Source organism: Cellulomonas aerilata (genome assembly GCF_007991755.1).
In the GTDB taxonomy this organism is placed as follows: Bacteria; Actinomycetota; Actinomycetes; order Actinomycetales; family Cellulomonadaceae; genus Pengzhenrongella; species Pengzhenrongella aerilata.
Genome location: NZ_BJYY01000020.1, coordinates 40,407 through 57,037, shown reverse-complemented (window position 1 = coordinate 57,037; position 16,631 = coordinate 40,407). Strand labels below are relative to the sequence as shown.

General features: G+C 74.4%; 15 protein-coding genes. 6 read left to right on the top strand and 9 right to left on the bottom strand.

The genetic code is table 11. The annotated features are described in order from the left end of the window. The coding region (locus CAE01nite_RS16120) for an HNH endonuclease signature motif containing protein (protein ID WP_146906556.1) at window positions 1-697 on the top strand (697 nt) is incomplete at its 5' end. A 261-nt stretch (window positions 698-958) separates the two neighbouring features. Here CAE01nite_RS16120 and CAE01nite_RS16115 read toward each other — a convergent pair. Next, complete coding sequence (locus CAE01nite_RS16115; protein WP_146906555.1) at window positions 959-2,038, bottom strand: diacylglycerol/lipid kinase family protein; 1,080 nt, start codon at window positions 2,036-2,038, stop codon at window positions 959-961. A gap of 192 nt (window positions 2,039-2,230) precedes the next feature. Here CAE01nite_RS16115 and CAE01nite_RS16110 point away from each other — a divergent pair, with 192 nt between their 5' ends. Next, the gene (locus tag CAE01nite_RS16110; RefSeq protein ID WP_146906554.1) at window positions 2,231-3,001 is read left to right on the top strand and encodes a DUF1206 domain-containing protein; all 771 of its coding nucleotides are present in this window, start codon (window positions 2,231-2,233) and stop codon (window positions 2,999-3,001) included. An 88-nt stretch (window positions 3,002-3,089) separates the two neighbouring features. On the opposite strand, the gene CAE01nite_RS16105 is transcribed toward CAE01nite_RS16110, so the two are convergent. Genes CAE01nite_RS16105 through CAE01nite_RS16090 form a run of 4 tightly spaced genes read right to left on the bottom strand, consistent with a single transcriptional unit; the run spans window position 3,090 to window position 6,785 of the window. Continuing rightward, on the bottom strand, window positions 3,090-4,619 hold the full coding sequence (locus CAE01nite_RS16105; protein ID WP_146906553.1) for a PTS fructose transporter subunit IIC: 1,530 nt from the start codon (window positions 4,617-4,619) through the stop codon (window positions 3,090-3,092). Next, window positions 4,616-5,071, bottom strand: coding sequence for a PTS sugar transporter subunit IIA (locus tag CAE01nite_RS16100; protein WP_146906552.1), 456 nt, complete (start codon window positions 5,069-5,071; stop codon window positions 4,616-4,618). Before CAE01nite_RS16100 ends, CAE01nite_RS16105 begins: the two co-directional genes overlap by 4 nt. Before the next feature lie 2 nt (window positions 5,072-5,073). Next, window positions 5,074-6,027, bottom strand: coding sequence for a 1-phosphofructokinase (gene pfkB, locus CAE01nite_RS16095; RefSeq protein ID WP_146906551.1), 954 nt, complete (start codon window positions 6,025-6,027; stop codon window positions 5,074-5,076). After that, window positions 6,024-6,785, bottom strand: coding sequence for a DeoR/GlpR family DNA-binding transcription regulator (locus CAE01nite_RS16090; protein WP_146906550.1), 762 nt, complete (start codon window positions 6,783-6,785; stop codon window positions 6,024-6,026). Before CAE01nite_RS16090 ends, pfkB begins: the two co-directional genes overlap by 4 nt. A 230-nt stretch (window positions 6,786-7,015) precedes the next feature. Here CAE01nite_RS16090 and CAE01nite_RS16085 point away from each other — a divergent pair, with 230 nt between their 5' ends. The 3 genes from CAE01nite_RS16085 to CAE01nite_RS16075 all read left to right on the top strand — a co-directional run bounded on the left by CAE01nite_RS16085 (window position 7,016) and on the right by CAE01nite_RS16075 (window position 9,202). Beyond that, the gene (locus tag CAE01nite_RS16085; RefSeq protein ID WP_186816633.1) at window positions 7,016-7,744 is read left to right on the top strand and encodes an SDR family NAD(P)-dependent oxidoreductase; all 729 of its coding nucleotides are present in this window, start codon (window positions 7,016-7,018) and stop codon (window positions 7,742-7,744) included. A 92-nt stretch (window positions 7,745-7,836) separates the two neighbouring features. Continuing rightward, window positions 7,837-8,610 carry a glycerophosphodiester phosphodiesterase gene (locus CAE01nite_RS16080; protein WP_146906548.1) on the top strand — a complete coding sequence of 258 codons (774 nt, stop codon included), beginning with the start codon at window positions 7,837-7,839 and terminating at the stop codon, window positions 8,608-8,610. 25 nt (window positions 8,611-8,635) lie between these two features. Then, on the top strand, window positions 8,636-9,202 hold the full coding sequence (locus CAE01nite_RS16075) for a DUF1697 domain-containing protein (RefSeq protein WP_186816632.1): 567 nt from the start codon (window positions 8,636-8,638) through the stop codon (window positions 9,200-9,202). A gap of 11 nt (window positions 9,203-9,213) precedes the next feature. Here CAE01nite_RS16075 and CAE01nite_RS16070 read toward each other — a convergent pair whose 3' ends face one another. Then, window positions 9,214-10,869, bottom strand: a complete 1,656-nt coding sequence (locus tag CAE01nite_RS16070; protein ID WP_246131277.1) for a serine hydrolase domain-containing protein — start codon at window positions 10,867-10,869, stop codon at window positions 9,214-9,216. A 200-nt stretch (window positions 10,870-11,069) separates the two neighbouring features. On the opposite strand from CAE01nite_RS16070, the gene CAE01nite_RS16065 reads away from it, so the two are divergent. Then, a complete protein-coding gene (locus CAE01nite_RS16065) occupies window positions 11,070-12,236 on the top strand; it encodes an AI-2E family transporter (RefSeq protein ID WP_222595958.1) in 1,167 nt (388 codons plus the stop codon). A 72-nt stretch (window positions 12,237-12,308) separates the two neighbouring features. On the opposite strand, the gene CAE01nite_RS16060 is transcribed toward CAE01nite_RS16065, so the two are convergent. From CAE01nite_RS16060 to arfA, 3 genes are all read right to left on the bottom strand, one after another. Further along, window positions 12,309-13,340, bottom strand: coding sequence for an aldo/keto reductase (locus CAE01nite_RS16060; RefSeq protein ID WP_146906545.1), 1,032 nt, complete (start codon window positions 13,338-13,340; stop codon window positions 12,309-12,311). A gap of 76 nt (window positions 13,341-13,416) precedes the next feature. Then, window positions 13,417-14,904, bottom strand: a complete 1,488-nt coding sequence (locus CAE01nite_RS16055) for an amino acid permease (RefSeq protein WP_146906544.1) — start codon at window positions 14,902-14,904, stop codon at window positions 13,417-13,419. A 205-nt stretch (window positions 14,905-15,109) separates the two neighbouring features. Then, window positions 15,110-16,630, bottom strand: a complete 1,521-nt coding sequence (gene arfA / locus CAE01nite_RS16050) for an arabinosylfuranosidase ArfA (RefSeq protein ID WP_146906543.1) — start codon at window positions 16,628-16,630, stop codon at window positions 15,110-15,112. Window position 16,631: the final 1 nt, after the last annotated feature.

Sequence of the window (16,631 nt, the reverse complement as noted above, 5' to 3'; positions counted from 1 at the left end):
GGTCGGGCAGGCGCTGGTGACGGCACTCGAAGCTGTCACCCCCGTTCCGGCTGCTGGGGACACCTCGACGGCCGATCAGCGGCGGGCGCAGGCGGTCGGCGTCCTGGCGAACCTGGTGCTGGACAAGGGACTCGCCGGTGAGGGCCGCGCGTCACGGCCGCGGCTGAACGTGCTGGTGTCCTACGAGACGCTGCAGGCCGTCACCGAGCGGGCGATCGCTCGCCAGGACGGGCAGACGTTGCCCGGGTTCGCGTCGGTATTGACGGCGGAGAGCGTGCTGCACGCCCCGCGGTTCGAGGACGGCGCCCCGGTCCCGCGTATTCTGCTGGACCGGCTGGCGTGCGACGGGGAGCTGAACCGGGTGATATTCGGCCTCAAGTCGGAGATATTGGATGTGGGCCGGGCGGAACGGACCTTCACCCGGGCCAGACGCAACGCCATCATCGCCCGCGACCGGCATTGTCGGTTCCCGGGGTGCAGCGCGCCACCGACGTTGTCGGAATGTCACCACGTCAAACACTGGGCGCGTGACCACGGCAGCACCAGCGTCGACAACGGGATCCTGCTGTGCTGGCACCACCACGGGCATGTCCACGCGCGCGGGATCGAGATCCACCGCCAGGGTGCCCGGTGGGTGTTCACCGACGCGGCCGGGCGCGAGCTGGGCGATCCCTGCCCGGACGACGAGGCGGGATGACGTCGTGCGTCACCGGAGATGTGTAGACGCGGGGGCGAGTCACCGGGCACATCGAGATGCGTCACCAGGAGCTCGGACGCTCGCTCACGCCACGCGCCCGGTCGATCCACGACGCACCCCGTTCGATGAGCTGGGGTGGCACCGGGGCGATCGCAGCGCCCGGTGCCACCCCTGTCGGTGGCCCCTGCTCGAAGGTCGTCCTCGACCGCTCCGCACCGGTCCGGCGCCATGAGACACCGGGCCGGCCCGACCCTGTCCGGCTCAGCCCTCCCCGAGCCGCTCCCCGCCCTCGGCGAGGTCCGGGCTCTCCTCGGGCTGCGGGACGCAGAGCTCGAGGGCGCCAGGACGCACGGTGACGACCAAGGAACGACCCGGCTCGATGACGTCGCCGTCGAGCTGGCGCCGCTGCTCCCGGTCGCACACGACGCGGATGCGGGTGCCGCGCAGGACGTCCATGTGGGCGATGTCCCGGTTCTGCCGGACGATCCCCCAGATCATCTGGACCCAGTGTCCGAGCCGGTGGGGGGCGAGGATCGCGACGTCCATCTGGCCGTTGTCCGGCTCGGCGTCGGCGAGCAGCTTCACGCCGCCCTGCAGCCGTCCGACGTTGCCGACCACGACCGTGCGGGCGCGTCGACGCACCGGCGGGCGGTCGTCGATGTAGACGGCCACCCGCATGCGCCGGTCCCGCAGGTGCTTGAGCGCCGACAGGACGTACGCGACAGGCCCGAACTTCGCCTTGAGGGTGGTGGACGCGTCGTCCAGCAGCGCGGCGTCGAAGCCCATGCCGGCCATGACGGCGAAGACGTGCCCGTCGACCTCGCCGACGTCGAGCCGCCGCCGGCCCCACTGCGTGGCGAGCTGTACGCCCGCCTTCGGGTCGTCGGGGATGCCGAGGTTGGTGGCGAGCAGGTTGCCGGTGCCGGCGGGCAGGACGGCGAGGGCCGCCTCGGTGCCGGCGACGCCCTCGATGCACGAGCGCACGGTCCCGTCGCCGCCGCACGCGAAGATCACGCGCGCGCCGTCCTCGACGGCCTGGCGCGACTGGCCGGCGCCCGGGTCCTCGGCGCTCGTCTCGATCCACTCCGGCGCGGGCCACCCGGCCTCGGCGAGGGCGGCCTCCACGGCCACCCGCCGGCCCTCCAGGTCCTCGACGCGCACCGGGTTGTAGACGACGGCCGACCGGACCGGCTCCCGGGAGGAGGAGGCCGCGTGCCGCGGGCGGGACCGGGTGACCGGCGCGCCCGCCGTGTCCGGGGCGAAGCTGCCGGCGACGGCCGCCGGCCCGGTGCTGCCGGCGGTCGTGTCCGGTGCCGAGGCGCCAGTGGTCGGGGCATCCATGAGGTCTCCTGAGGTGGGTCGTCCGAGCGCTGGGCGTCGGGCGGCAGGTGCGGGCTCCCTCTACGGTCCCAGACCGCCTCGCTCCCCGCAGCGCGGGGCCGCCCGCCCCTGCGCCGCAGCCCGGCCCGCCCCGGACGACGACCACCCGGTCGGTGACGTCCGCACCGGCGCGAACGGTGCCAGGGTGTGCTCATGACCGGGATCCGATCGGCGGCCTCGCAGGCCGGCAACAACCCTCTCGTCGAGCGCGGCGCGCGCCTGGGCTACGCGGCCAGCGGGCTCCTCCACCTGCTCATCGCCTGGGTCGCGCTCCAGGTGGCATGGACGGGCAGCGGGCAGAGCGCCGACCAGAACGGCGCGCTGCAGACCCTGGCGGGCAGCGGCGTCGGCCGCGCGCTGCTGTGGGTGACCGTGGTCGGCTTCGTCGCGCTGGGCCTCTGGCAGATCACCGAGGCGTTCGCCCGGCGGGACACGGGCGACCGCGTCAAGGCGGCGGCCAAGGCGGTCATCGACCTCGTGCTGGCCTGGACCGCGCTGTCGGTCGTGCGCGGGTCGGGCGGCTCGGGTGGCGGGGAGGGCGTCACGGCGACGCTCATGTCCAGCACCGGCGGGCGGGTGCTGCTCGCCGCCGTCGGGCTCGGGGTCGTCGCCGTGGGGGCCTACCACGTGGTCAAGGGCTGGACCCGGCGGTTCCTGGAGGACCTGCGCGAGAACCCCGGACGCTGGCCGGTCGTGGCCGGCCGCATCGGGTACATCGCCAAGGGGCTCGCGCTGGCCGTCGTCGGTGGGCTCCTGGTGCTGGCCGCGGTCCGGAGCAACCCCGGGCAGGCGCAGGGGCTGGACGCCGCGCTGCGGACGGTCGCCGCCCTGCCGCTCGGCACCGCACTGCTCACCGCCATCGCGCTGGGTCTGGCCGCGTTCGGCGTCTACTCGTTCGCCCGGGCGCGCCACGCGCGCGTCTGACGCACCGCACCGCCGGACACGCCTCAGCCGCCCGACGGACGGATCCGTCGGGCGGCTGAGGACGCGGGGTGCAGTCGGGTGGGACCCGTCAGACCGTCTGCGGCTCCCGGGCCGCGACCTGGGCGTCGGCGGCCTGCTCGGCCTCGACGATCGGGTTGGGCTTCATGCTCTTGAGCGCGATGACGACGACGGCCATGACGACCATCCCGACGGCGACCGCGAGCAGGAACCCGAGGGCGTTCGAGATCAGGGGCGACACCCACACGCCACCGTGCGGCGCGCGCAGCTCCGAGCCCAGGCTCATGATCATCGCCCCGGTGACGGTGGAGCCGACGACCGAGGACACGATGACCCGCCACGGGTCCGCCGCGGCGAACGGGATGGCGCCCTCGGAGATGAAGGACAGCCCCAGCAGCCAGGCAGCCTTGCCGTTCTCCTGCTCGGCGTGCGTGAACAGGCGCTTGCGGACCGTCGTGGCCAGCGCCATCGCGAGCGGGGCCACCATGCCGGCGCCCATGACCGCCGCCATGATGCGGAACTGGGTGGCGCCTGCCTCCAGGCCCTCGGTCGCCAGGCCGGTGGTGGCGAAGACGTAGGCCACCTTGTTGATCGGGCCGCCGAGGTCGAAGCCCATCATCGCGCCGAGGATGGCGCCGAGCAGGAACAGGTTCGCGCCGGACAGGCCGTTGAGCCAGCCCGTCAGGCCCTCCATGAGGCCCGCGATCGGGCGGCCGATGATCACGAACATGATGAGGCCGGTGAGCAGGGAGGACAGCAGCGGGACGACGACGACGGGCATGACCCCGCGGACGCCCTTCGGCACCTTCCAGCGGCTGATCCACAGCGCGAGGAAGCCGCCGATGAAGCCGGTCGCCAGACCACCGAGGAACCCGGCGTTGATCGCACCGGCGATGGCGCCGCCGACGAAGCCCGGCACGAGGCCGGGACGGTCGGCGATCGCGTAGGCGATGAAGCCCGAGAGCACAGGCACCAGGAACCCGAAGGCGAGCCCACCGGTGCGGAAGAGCAGGACGGCCCAGTCCTTGCCGGAGAGGGCGTTGAAGCTGCCGACGAGGTCCGCGACCGGGACCTGCGTGACCTCCACCGGCCCGTTCTCGCCCCACGCCGCCTGGGCGACCATGAAGCCCAGCGCGATGAGGATCCCGCCCGCGGCGACGAACGGGATCATGTAGGAGACCCCGGTCATCAGCCACTGGCGGACGCGGGTGCCGACGCCGGCGTTCTTGTCGACCTTCGTCACCGGTCCCCCGGCGGCGGTGGCGCCGCCCGGCGCGGCTGCGGGCACGACGCCGGACTCGACCGCGGCGACCGCCTGGGCCAGGACCCCGTTCGGGTCGTGCACGGCCTTCTTGACGCCGACGTCGACGACGGGCTTGCCGGCGAACCGCTCCTTGTCCTTGACCTCGAGGTCGGCGGCGAAGATGACGCCGTCGGCGTCCGCGATGAGCTGGGGGTCCAGCGGGGTGGAGCCCGCGGCTCCCTGGGTCTCGACGTGGACCTCGTGCCCGGCGGCGCGGCCGGCGACCTCGAGGGCCTCGGCGGCCATGTAGGTGTGGGCGATCCCCGTGGGGCACGAGGAGACGGCGACGAACTTCATGAGACCACGACCTCTCGGGAGACGATGTCGGCCACCGTGGCGGGGTCCGAGGCCTCGAGCAGCGAGGTGCGGAACGACTCGTGGATGAGCCGGCGTGCGAGCGCGGCGAGGATCTTCAGGTGGTCGCCGTGGGCGCCGTCGGGTGCGGCGATGAGGAAGACCAGCCGCGCCGGTCCGTCCGGCGCGCCCCAGTCGACTCCCTGGCGCAGCTTGCCGACGGCGAGGCTGGGCTCCACGACGTGCGCGGACCGGGCGTGCGGCAGGCCGACGCCGCCGGGCATCCCGGTGGCCATCTGCGCCTCGCGGGCCCGGACGTCGGCGTGGAAGCCGTCGGCGTCCGTCACGCGCCCGGCGGCGGTGAGGAGCTCGATGAGCTGTCGGGTGGCGTCGTCGCGGTCGGTGGCGTCGAGGTCGACGGCGACCAGGTCCGCGGTGATGAGGGGGGTGCTCACGTTCACAGCTCCTTGAGGGTGAGGGTCGGATCAGGGCTCTCGACGACGCGGACGGCGCCGATGACGGCGTCCACGTCGGACTTCTCGGGGACGGCGCTGCCGGGCAGCAGCACCGCGGCACGGCCCCAGGCGACCGCCACACGCAGGCGCTCGGCGGGGGGGCCGTCGGCGGACAGGTAGCCGGCGAGCGTGGAGTCACCCGCGCCCACCGTGGACAGCGGGACGAGCGGCGCGCCGCCGGCCCACCAGCAGCCGTCGCCCGTGACGAGGAGCGCACCGTGCGCTCCGAGGCTGACCAGGACGGCGTCGTTGCCCTGGGCCAGCACCTCCCGGCCGGCGACGACGACGTCGTCCACGGTCACGAGGTCGCGACCGACGAGCTCGGCGAGCTCGTCGTCGTTCGGCTTGACCAGCGCCAGGCCACCGGCGGCCACGGCCGCGGCGAGCGGTGCGCCGGAGGTGTCCAGCGCGACGGGGACGCGGTGCCGGCCGGCGGCGCGGGCCGCCCGGACGAACAGGTCGTCCCCGGCCCCCGGGGGCAGGCTGCCCGCACCGACCAGCCAGCGCGGGGCGGTGGTGAGCTGGTGGCCGACGGCGGCCAGCAGCGCGCCGACCTCCTCGGCGCTCAGGCCCGGCCCGGGCGCGTTGATCTTGGTGGTCGTCCCGTCGCGCTCGACCAGCGTGACGTTGGAGCGGGTGTCCCCGGCCACGGGGACCGGGACCGCGGGGACGCCGAGCTCGGCGAGCAGCGCCACGAGCCGGGACCCGTCCGCACCGCCGGCCGGGAGCACCGCCGTGGACGGGACACCGGCACGCACCAGCGCCCGTGACACGTTGATGCCCTTGCCACCCGCGTGCTCGTGGGCGGCGACGGCGCGGTTCACCTCCCCGACCGCGAGGCTCTCGAGATCGAGGGCACGGTCGACGCTCGGGTTGGGCGTCAGGGTCACGATCATGCGCGCACCACCGTCGGACCGGCAGCCTCGAGCTCCTCGGCGAGCTCGGGTTCGACGCCGGAGTCGGTGATCACCGTATCGACCTGGGCGAGCGGCGCCACGTGGGCGAAGTCGGTGCGCCCGATCTTGGTGTGGTCGGCGAGGACGACCACCCGGCCGGCCGCCGCGATCAGCGCGCGCTTGACGGCGGCCTCCGCCAGGTCGGGGGTGGTCAGCCCCTGCTCCACCGTCACGCCGTTCGTGCCGAGGAAGACGACGTCCGCGTGGATGTCGGCGAGCTCGCGCAGCGCCCACGTGCCCACCGCCGCGAGCGTCCGGCCGCGCACCGTGCCGCCGACCAGGTGCAGCGTGAGGCCGGGACGGGAGGCCAGCGCCGAGGCGACCGGCAGGGCGTGCGTGACGACGGTCAGCTCGCGGTCCGCGGGCAGCTGCTCCGCGAGCCGCAGGGTCGTCGTCCCGGCGTCGACGAGGATCGAGCCGCCGTCGGGGACCTCGTCGAGCGCCACCTTGGCGATGCGCTCCTTCTCGACGGACAGCAGGCCCTCCCGGTCGGTGAGCGTCCGCTCGATCGTCAGGCGCTCGACCGGGATGGCGCCGCCGTGCACGCGCCGGACCAGGCCGTGCCGCTCGAGGACGCCGAGGTCACGGCGGACGGTCTCCGCGGTGACGTCGAGCTCGCGAGCCAGGGAGGCCACGTCCACGCGGCCCTCCGACCGCGCGCGGGCCAGGATCTGCTGGTGCCGCTCCGGTGCGTACACATCGACTCCGTCGTCCGGACCCCGAGCCCCTGCGCCCGTCGGGTGTGCCCCGAGTCTGGCCGGAGGGTGCCGTCGATGTCAACACATTCGGGCATTTCCGGGTGAACTCGGGCAACCCGGAGGTCCGATTCCTTCCGATTCGGTCCGGCGTGATCAGGCGCGCCGCCGACACCCCGATCGCCCGGCTCGCCCGGGTCGCGCCGGTGCGGAGCGCCCGGCACGGTGACCAGGTGACGGACGCAGACCAGGGTCGGGCGCTCGTGGTCGGGGCGAGCAGCGCCATCGGGCGGGCGATCGCGGCGCGGCTCGCCGACCGGTTCGCGCTCCACCTGTGGGGGCGCGACCGGACGCGCCTGGACGAGACCGCGACGGCCTGCCGCCGCGCGGACCGACCGTCGCCGGTGGTCGAGGTCGTGGACGTCACGGACCCTGCCGCCCTCGCCGGCGCCGCGGGGCGCGTCCGGGACGCCGGCGGGCTCCAGGTCGTCGTGTGGGCGGCCGGCGCCTTCGACTGGGCGCCCGCCCCCGACGCCGACCCGGCCACCTGGCGACGGGTCCTCGACGTCAACCTCGTCGCCCTCGCCGAGGCCGCGGCCCTCCTCGTGCCCGAGCTCGTCGCCCACGCCCCGGGCTCGCTCGTGCTGCTCGGCTCCGGTGCCGCGCACCGGGCCTACGCCGGGAACGCCGCGTACGTCGCCAGCAAGCACGGGGTCGCAGGCCTCGCCGAGGCGCTGTGGCTGGACCTGCGCCGTCACCACGTCGGGGTGACGCTCGTGTCCCCCGGCCTCGTCGCCGCCGGCGCCGGGCTGGGCGCGCCCGTGGCGCAGGACAGCCCCGAGCTCCTCCTGCAGCCCGAGGACGTCGCCGACGCCGTCGGGTACGCGGTCGACCTGGCGACCCGGGGCCCGGCCCGCGCGTGCCCCACGGTGATCCGCCTCGACCCGTACGTGGAGCCCTGAGTCTTCGTCCCCGGGCCACCGCGCGTTCACCGCCACCGTGTGGGATCGGGTCCAGGCCGCGCGCCGCGCCGGCCCCGTGACCAGGAGAGACCGTGCCTCGATCCGCTCCCCCGCTCGTCATCGGCCACCGCGGCGACCCCGTGTCGTTCCGGGAGAACACCGTGGCCGCCGTCGAGTCCGCCATCCTGTCGGGTGCCGACGCCGTCGAGGTGGACGTCCAGCTCGCCGCGGACGGGACGCTCGTGGCCGTGCACGACGACACGTTCGAGCGCCTGTGGGACGACCCGCGACCGGTCGCCTCGATGACCGCCGTGCAGATCGCCCGCCTCGGCCACGGCGACGTGCGCGTCCCGCGGCTGGCCGACCTGCTCGAGCTGTCGACGGCGGCCGGCATCCCGCTGGTCCTGGACCAGAAGCACCCGATCGCCGCCATGGCGGCCGCCCGGCTGGTCACGCGCATGGGCGCGACCCGGACGGCGTTCTGCGGGTCGACCCAGGGACTGCTCGCCATCCGTGAGGCGGACCCGGACGCCACCGTCTACCTCAACGACGCGTCGCTGCACCCGCCGGACGTGCGCCTGCTGGCGACCCTGCGACCGCAGCTCTACAACCCGCTCTGGACGCTGCTGTCGCCGTCGACCGTGCACGCCATGCGCACGTTCGGCATCGGGGTGTGCTGCTGGACGCCGAACGACGACGCGGACCTGGAGCTCGTGCTCGCGCTCGGCGTGGACGCGGTCATGACGGACCGTCCGGGGCGGCTGCGCGAGCTCGTGGAGGCCCGGTGGCCGGCGCCCTCCCGCGAGCCGGTGGCGCCGGTCGGGTCCGCCGCCGGAGCGCTCGGCCGCGCCGCCGACCCGGCGTAGCCGCCGGCTGGGGCACAGTGGGCCCGTGCGCACCCACCTGGCCCTGCTGCGCGGCATCAACGTCGGCGGCCGCAACCGGCTCGCCATGGCGGACCTGCGCGAGGTCGTCACCTCCCTCGGTCACCGGGACGTGGCGACGTACATCCAGAGCGGCAACGTCGTCCTGACCTCGACCGGGACGGACGCGGCAGCGCTCGCCGACGACCTCGAGCGCGCGATCGCCGAGCGCACGGACGTCCACCCCGGCGTCGTGGTCGTCCCTCGCGACGCGCTCGCCGCGGTGGTCGCCGGCAACCCCTACCCCGGGGAGGGCGACCCCAGCCGCCTGCACGTGGTGTTCCACCGCGCGCCGCTCACGCCGGAGGCGGTCGAGGCGGTGGCCGACGCCGTCCGCCGGGCGCAGGCCCGGGGCAGCCGGGACGAGGCCACCGCCACCGGCTCGGTCGTGTACCTGCACACCCCGGACGGCCTGGGGCGCAGCGAGCTGGCCACGCTGCTCGCGCGGGTGCCGGCCGACGTCACGGGCGGCGTGACGACGACGCGCAACTGGGCGACGGTCACCCGGCTGCTGGGGCTGCTCGACGAGGGCTGAGCCCCTGCTCCTCAGCGCCAGGGTGCGCGCAGGGCGCCCAGGGCCGGGGCGCCGAGCGGCTCGGTCAGCCACCGCGCACCCACCGCACCGCCGGCGCTCCCAGCCGCCTCGTCCGGCGCGGCGATCTCCAGGCGCAGGCGGTGCGGCGTCTCGCGGAACACCACGTCGACCAGCAGGGTGCCCCGTCCGGTCCAGCCGCCGGTGACCGCGACCGGGACCGCGGTGCCGTCGGCCCGGTGGGCGTCGGCGACCAGCCAGCCCCCCGCCGCTGCACCGGCGCCGGTGCCGGCGCCCGATCCGGTGCCGCTGCCGGGCCGCGGGAGCGGCACCGTGACGGCGTGCGGGTCCGTGGCGGCGTCCGGGTCCGCGGCGGCGTCCGCCCCGGCGTCGGTCCCGTCCCGGCGGCCGCGCACGGTGAGCTCCCACCCGTCGTCGCCGCGCGCGAGGGTCACCTCGGCGACCGGACCGTCCGGCGACCCGGCCGTGAGCCCGTCCCAGCGCTCGGCGGCGGACGGCGGCTCGCCGTCGCCCGGCAGGGGCGGCAGCGCGAGCCGGGCGAGCCGCTCGGCGAGGTCCCGGTCGGCGGCCTCCGGGTCCGTCCGGTCGGTGCCGGGCCGCCCGTCGCCGGATTCCTGCCCCCCGTCGGACCCCTGCCCCCCGCTGGACGCCCGCCCCCCGTCCGACGCCCGGCCCCCGAGCGCCGGGAGCAGGTGCGCGTAGACGGCCTCGAGGACGCTCCCCATGTCGGTCGTCGCAGCCGTGATCGCCACGACGGCGTCCTGCTCGGGGAGCACGAGGCAGAACTGCCCGTAGGCGCCGTCCCCGCGGTACCCGTGCTGACTGCGCCAGAACTGGAAGCCGTAGCCCTGGCGCCAGTCCGCGGCCGTGTTCGCCACGGCGTTGTCGACGTGGCTGCGGGTGGCGTCGTCGACCCACTCCTGCGACAGCAGGCGGATGCCGTCCCACACCCCGCCCTGCAGGTACAGCTGCCCCAGCCGCGCGATCGCGTCGGTGGTCGCGTGCAGCCCGGAGTACCCGATCTCCCGACCGGACGAGTCGCGCTGCCACGCGACCGGTCCGATGCCCAGCGGGTCGAGCAGCCGGGGACGCAGGTACTGCGTGAGCGACTCCCCGGACCGGGCCGCGACGATCGCGGCGACCGTGTAGGTGCACGGCTGGTTGTAGGCGAACACCGTCCCGGGCTCGCGGTCCGGCGGCGTGAGCAGGAAGCCCCGCACGAGGTCGGCCGGGTCGGTCTCGAGCGCGCGCTCGTGGGTCTCGGTCAGGTGCCCGCTCGCCATCGCGGCGACGTGCCGGACGAGCATGGCGCGGCTGCGGGGGTCCACGACGTCGGCGTCGAGGTCCGGGAAGTGGCTGAGCACGGTGTCGTCGAGCGAGACCAGCCCCTCGGCGACCGCGAACCCGAGCGCGGTGGACGTGAAGCTCTTGCTCAGCGAGTACAGCAGCTGGACGCCGTCGGCCGCGTACGGGTGCCACCACCCCTCGGCGACCACGTGCCCGTGCCGCAGCACCATGAGGCTGTGCGGCTCGATGCCGGGCGCCGCCTCGAGCGCGTCGAGCAGCGCCGCGACACCGCGCGCGTCGACGCCCTGGTCGCGGGGAGCGCTGCGGGGCAGCGCGTCGGTGCGGGCGGGCGCGTCGGTCACGGGAGGGCCTCCGGAGCGGGTCGGTGAGCGGCGGACGCCGCGGGGTCGAGGCCGGGCACGGCCGGGGTACCGGCACATCGTGCACGACCCCGGCACCCGTGTCGTGCCGCCGGGCGACAGGTCCCGCCCGACGGGCGCCCGCCCTCTCACCGCGCCCGCTCGCCGCGCGCGATGTCCCCGCTCCGCTGACACTCGGACGTGTGACTACACCCACCACCGCCGTGGACGTGCCCGAACGCGCCCCCACGCCCGGCATGGTCCGCACGATCCTCACGATCATCGGCCTGCTGCTCGCGACCGCGCTGCTCCTCTACATCGTCCTGCACTCCCTGCAGGTGATCACGTGGATGATCATCGCCGCGTTCTTCGCCGTCGCCCTCTACCCGGTCGTCAACCTGATCCAGAACCGCCTGCTCGGCGGCCGCAAGCGCGTCCTGGCGACGCTCCTGGTCTTCCTCGTCGTGCTGCTGGTCATCGGCGCCATCGGCACCGTGTTCGCCGTCCCGCTCGCCCGTGAGGGGAGCCAGTTCGCCGGTGAGCTGCCGGACCTCGTCGAGGACGCGCGCAACGGGCGCGGACCGGTCGGGGACCTGCTCGAGCGCACCAACGCCCTGGAGTACGTGCAGGACAACCAGGAGCGCATCGGGGAGTTCGCCCGCGGGCTGACCAGCCCCGCCGCCGGCGTCCTCGCGGGCGTCGCGAGCGGGCTCATCGCCCTCGTGACGATCTTCGTGCTCGCGGTCCTCATGGTCCTGGAGGGCCCGAAGGTCGTCGACGGCTTCGTCAGCCTCTTCCGCCCGACCACCGGCCACCGCATCCGCGTGGTCGGCGGCGACTGCGCCCGGTCCGTCACGGGCTACCTCTCCGGCAACCTGGTCATCAGCGTGATCTGCGGTGTGCTCACGTACATCGTGCTCAAGGTCGCCGGTGTCCCGTTCGCCGGGCTGATCGCCCTGTTCGTCGCCCTGATGGACCTCGTCCCGCTCGTCGGGGCGCCGATCGGGGCCGTCGTCGCGACCGTCGCCGCCCTCGTCCACTCGGTCCCGGCCGCCATCGCGGTGGGCATCTTCTTCCTGATCTACACCCAGCTGGAGAACCAGCTGCTGCAGCCGGTGATCCTCTCCCGCGCGGTGAGCCTCAACCCGCTCGCGGTCATCGTGTCGATCCTGGTCGCCGTCGAGCTGGCCGGGATCCTCGGTGCCCTGCTGGCGATCCCGGTCGCGAGCATGATCCAGGTCATCGCGCGCGACGTGTGGGACCACCGCGGTGGGCGTCTGAAGGACGAGCCGACGGTGGGCGAGGACCGGCTCCCGGTGAGCCAGGCCCCGGCGAACCCGGCGATCTCCGGGGCGTCGGTCGCCCGGTAGCCCGGCTCACGCCCGGTTCGCGCCCGGCCTCGCACGCCGACGGGTGCACGGTCGAGGAATCCGTGCACCCGTTCAGCGGCCCCCGGTGAGCGTGCGGTGGCGCTGCCGGACCCCGGCGACGCCGTACGGGTAGTCGTCGACGCGGGGTGCGCTCGCCTCGCCGAGCCGGGTCAGCTCGTCCTCGGTCAGGTCGAGGTCGGCGGCCGCGAGGTTGTCGGCCAGCTGCTCGGCCGTGCGCGCCCCGAGGATCACCGACGTGACCGCCGGCTGGGCGGCCAACCAGGCGAGCGCCACCTGGGACGACGACGCGTCGTGCGCCGCGGCGACCTGCCCGACGACGTCCAGCACGCGCCACGTGCGCTCGTCGGCGTTGCGCGCGGCCCACGCCTCCATCCCGCGCGCCGGGTTCTCGCCCAGGCGGGTCGCCCCGGTGGGGTCGACGTCGCGCCGGTACTTGCCGCTGAGCCAGCCGCCCGCCAGCGGGGACCACGGCAGCAGCCCGACGCCGGCGTCCAGGGCGGCCGGGACGACCTCGTGCTCGATGTCCCGCACCAGCAGGTTGTACTGCGGCTGCAGCGTGACCGGCGGCGCCCAGCCGTGCGCCGCCGCCACGTGCACCGCCTTGGTGAGCTGCCAGCCGAGGTAGTTCGAGAAGCCGTAGTACCCGATCTTGCCCGCTGCGACGGCGTCGTCCAGGAAGCGCAGCGTCTCCTCGAGCGGGGTCAGCGCGTCCCAGGCGTGCATCTGGTAGAGGTCCACGTGCTCGACGCCGAGGCGGCGCAGGGAGTCGTCCAGCGCCGTGCGCAGGTGCCGGCGGGACAGACCGTGGTCGTTCGGGCCGGCTCCCGTGGGGAACCGGCCCTTGGTCGCGACGACGAGCTGCGCGGCGTCGGTCGGGTGGGCGGCGAGCCAGCGGCCGACGATCTCCTCCGAGACGCCGGCGCCGTAGACGTCCGCGGTGTCGACCAGCGTCCCGCCCGCCTCGACGAAGGCGGTCATGATCCGCCCGGACGTCGTCTCGTCGGCCTCGGCGCCGAACGTCATGGTGCCCAGCGCCTGGGTGGACACGACGGTCCCGCTGCGGCCGAGCGTGCGGTATCTCATGGGGCTCCTCGTGGGGGTGGGCGCCGGTCGGACGCCGGTCGGGCCTGACGGGCGCTGGTCGGGCCGGACGGCCGGCTCAGCGGGTGAGCGCGGGCTCGCTCCGGTGCAGCGTGCTGTGCCGGTAGCCGAACAGGGCGTAGATCGCCATCCCGGCGGCGAGCCACGCGAGGAACCGCAGCCAGGTGAGCGTCGTGAGGTTCGTCATGAGCCACAGGCACGCGACGCCGGACAGGATCGGCAGCAGCGGGGACAGCGGCACCCGGAACCCGCGCTTGAGGTCCGGGCGCGAGCGCCGCAGGAGCGGGACCGCGAAGCTGACCAGCACGAAGGCCGACAGGGTGCCGATGTTGATCATCTCCGCGAGCACCTCCACCGGGGACAGCCCCGCGATGAGCGCGACCACCACGCCCGCTGCCACCTGCAGCCGGACCGGGGTGTGGTACCTGTGCGACGTGCGGGAGAGCGCCCGCGGCAGGAGCCCGTCGCGGCTCATCGCGAAGACCACCCGGGTCAGGCCGAGCAGCAGCACCATGAGCACCGACGTGAGCCCCACGAGGATGCCCACCGAGATGATCCGCCCGGCCCAGTCCGCCCCGACCAGCACGAACGCCGTCGTCAGGGACGGGCTGTCGGACTCGGCGAGCTCGCGGTAGGACACCATCCCGGTGACCACCACGGTGACGAGGATGTAGAGCACCGTGACGATCGCGAGCCCGCCGAGCACGCCGCGCGGGATGGCGCGCTGCGGGTCCTTCGTCTCCTCGGCGGTGGTGGCGACGACGTCGAACCCGATGAACGCGAAGAACACCAGCGCGGCCCCGGACAGGACGCCGACGACGCCGTAGGTGGACGGCTCGAACCCGAGCAGGAACGCGCTCAGCGGCTGGTCGAGCGAGCTCTTCTCCGCGGCGGCCTGCGACGGCGGGATGAACGGGGTGTAGTTCTCGACCCGGACGTAGGTGAACCCCACCACGATGACCAGCAGCGTGATGCCGACCTTGATGAGCGTGAAGACGCTGTTGACCCGCGTGCTGAGCTTGGTGCCGACGGCCAGCAGGGCGGTGAAGACGGCGACGATGACGACGGGCCCCCACTCGACCGCCAGGCCGCCGGGGTGGACCGTCGTGGGGATGTCCACGCCGAACAGCCCGAACGCGTCGGACAGGTACACGCCCCAGAACTTGGCGATCACGGCCGAGGCGAGCAGCAGCTCCAGGATGAGGTCCCAGCCGATGATCCACGCGACGAGCTCACCCATCGTGGCGTAGGAGAACGTGTACGCGGACCCGGCGACGGGGAGCGTGGACGCGAACTCGGCGTAGCACATGATCGCCAGGCCGCAGACGACCGAGGCGATGACGAACGACAGGATGACGCCGGGTCCGGCGTAGTCGGCGGCGGCGGTCGCGCCGACCGAGAAGATGCCGGCCCCGACCGCGACGGCGACGCCCAGGACGGCCAGGTCCCAGCTGGTGAGCACCCGGGACAGGGACCGCTCCGGGTCGTCCACCGAGGCGAGGGAGTCCTCCACGGACTTCCGCCGGAAGATGCTGCGCGACTCCATGGTGCCTCCACGTCGTTCGGTGCGTGCCGGACCGCTCCGGCCGGAACCCCACCGGCGCATCGGCGCGCCGGACGACGGCGCCCCGCGCTGCCCCGCGACGGCGTCCCGCCGACGAGCATCCCAGGATCACCCGCCGGACGCCCGGTGACACGACCGGGCGTCCGGGACGCGGCTGCCCGAGGGGTCCGCGCGGTCCGACGACCGGTCAGGCCCCCGGGACCTCCAGCACGACCATGCTCCACGAGGCCGGTGGCAGCTGTGCGGTCAGCGTCCCGTCGGTCACCGAGGCGTCCGGGTGCGGGCGCGGGACGACCCGGTCCGGGTCGGCCTGCGTGTTGGCGGCGGTGAGGTCGTCGTCGGCGATGACGACCGCCTCGGCGATCTGGCCCCCGCCGAACGCGCGCAGGTCCGTGCTGAACGACACGGGCTCGGAGGGGTGCCGGTTGACGACGAACACCGCGAGCCGGCCCTCGTCGGCGTCGTGGGTGGCGACCGCGTCCAGCACCGGGACCTCGCCGTACGTCGGCGTGGTGGTCGTGGGGGCGTCCAGGCGCAGGTCCAGGACCGTGCCCCGTGCGTGGCGGGCGGTCCGGGCGAACGGGTGGAAGATCGACTGGCGCCATGCCGGGCCGTTCGGCTCCGTGCGGATGGACGAGATCGTGTTGACCAGCTGCGCCTGCGAGGCCGCGGTGACCCGGTCGGCGTGCCGCAGGAGGGTGATGAGCAGGGAGCCGACGACGACGGCGTCGAGCACCGTGTACGCCTCCTCGCTCGTGCGCGGCGCGACGGTCCAGTCCTTCGGGAGCCCGCCCTGGCCGCTCATCAGCTCGCGCAGGTACCAGACGTTCCACTCGTCGAACGAGATGTCGATCCTCTTGTCGGACCCCAGGCGCGCGCCGACGTGGTCCGCGGTCGCCACGACCTGGTCGATGAACCGGTCCATGTCGACCGAGCACGCCAGGAAGCTCGCGTGGTCGCCGTCGAGCAGCTGGTAGTAGGCGTGGGCGGAGATGTAGTCGACGACGTCGTAGGTGTGCTCCAGGACGGTCGCCTCCCACGCCCCGAACGTCGGCATGGTGCGGCTCGAGGACCCGCACGCGACGAGCTCGAGGCCCGCGTCGTACTGGCGCATGGCGCGCGCCGTCTCGGCGGCCAGGCGGCCGTACTCCTCGGCGGTCTTGTGCCCGAGCTGCCAGGGTCCGTCCATCTCGTTGCCCAGGCACCACAGGCGGATGTCGTGCGGCTCCTTGGCGCCGTGCTCGATGCGCAGGTCCGACAGCGCCGTCCCCTGCGGGTGGTTGGCGTACTCGAGCAGGTCGATGGCCTCCTGCAGGCCTCGGGTGCCCAGGTTCATGGCCATCATCGGCTCGACGTCGGCCTTCTTGGCCCACTCCATGAACTCGTTGAGCCCGAAGGCGTTCGTCTCGATGGTCCGCCACGCGGGGTCGAGCCGGGTCGGGCGGTCCTCGCGCGGGCCGACGCCGTCCTCCCACTTGTAGCCGGACACGAAGTTCCCGCCGGGGTAGCGCACGGTCGTGACGCCGAGCTCGCGGACCAGGTCCAGGACGTCGCCGCGGAAGCCGTCGTCGTCCGCGGTGGGGTGCCCGGGCTCGTAGATCCCGGTGTAGACGCACCGGCCCATGTGCTCCACGAAGGACCCGAAGACCCGGCGGTTGACCGGGGCGACGACGAACGCGGGGTCGATCGAGATTCGTGCCTGCTGCATG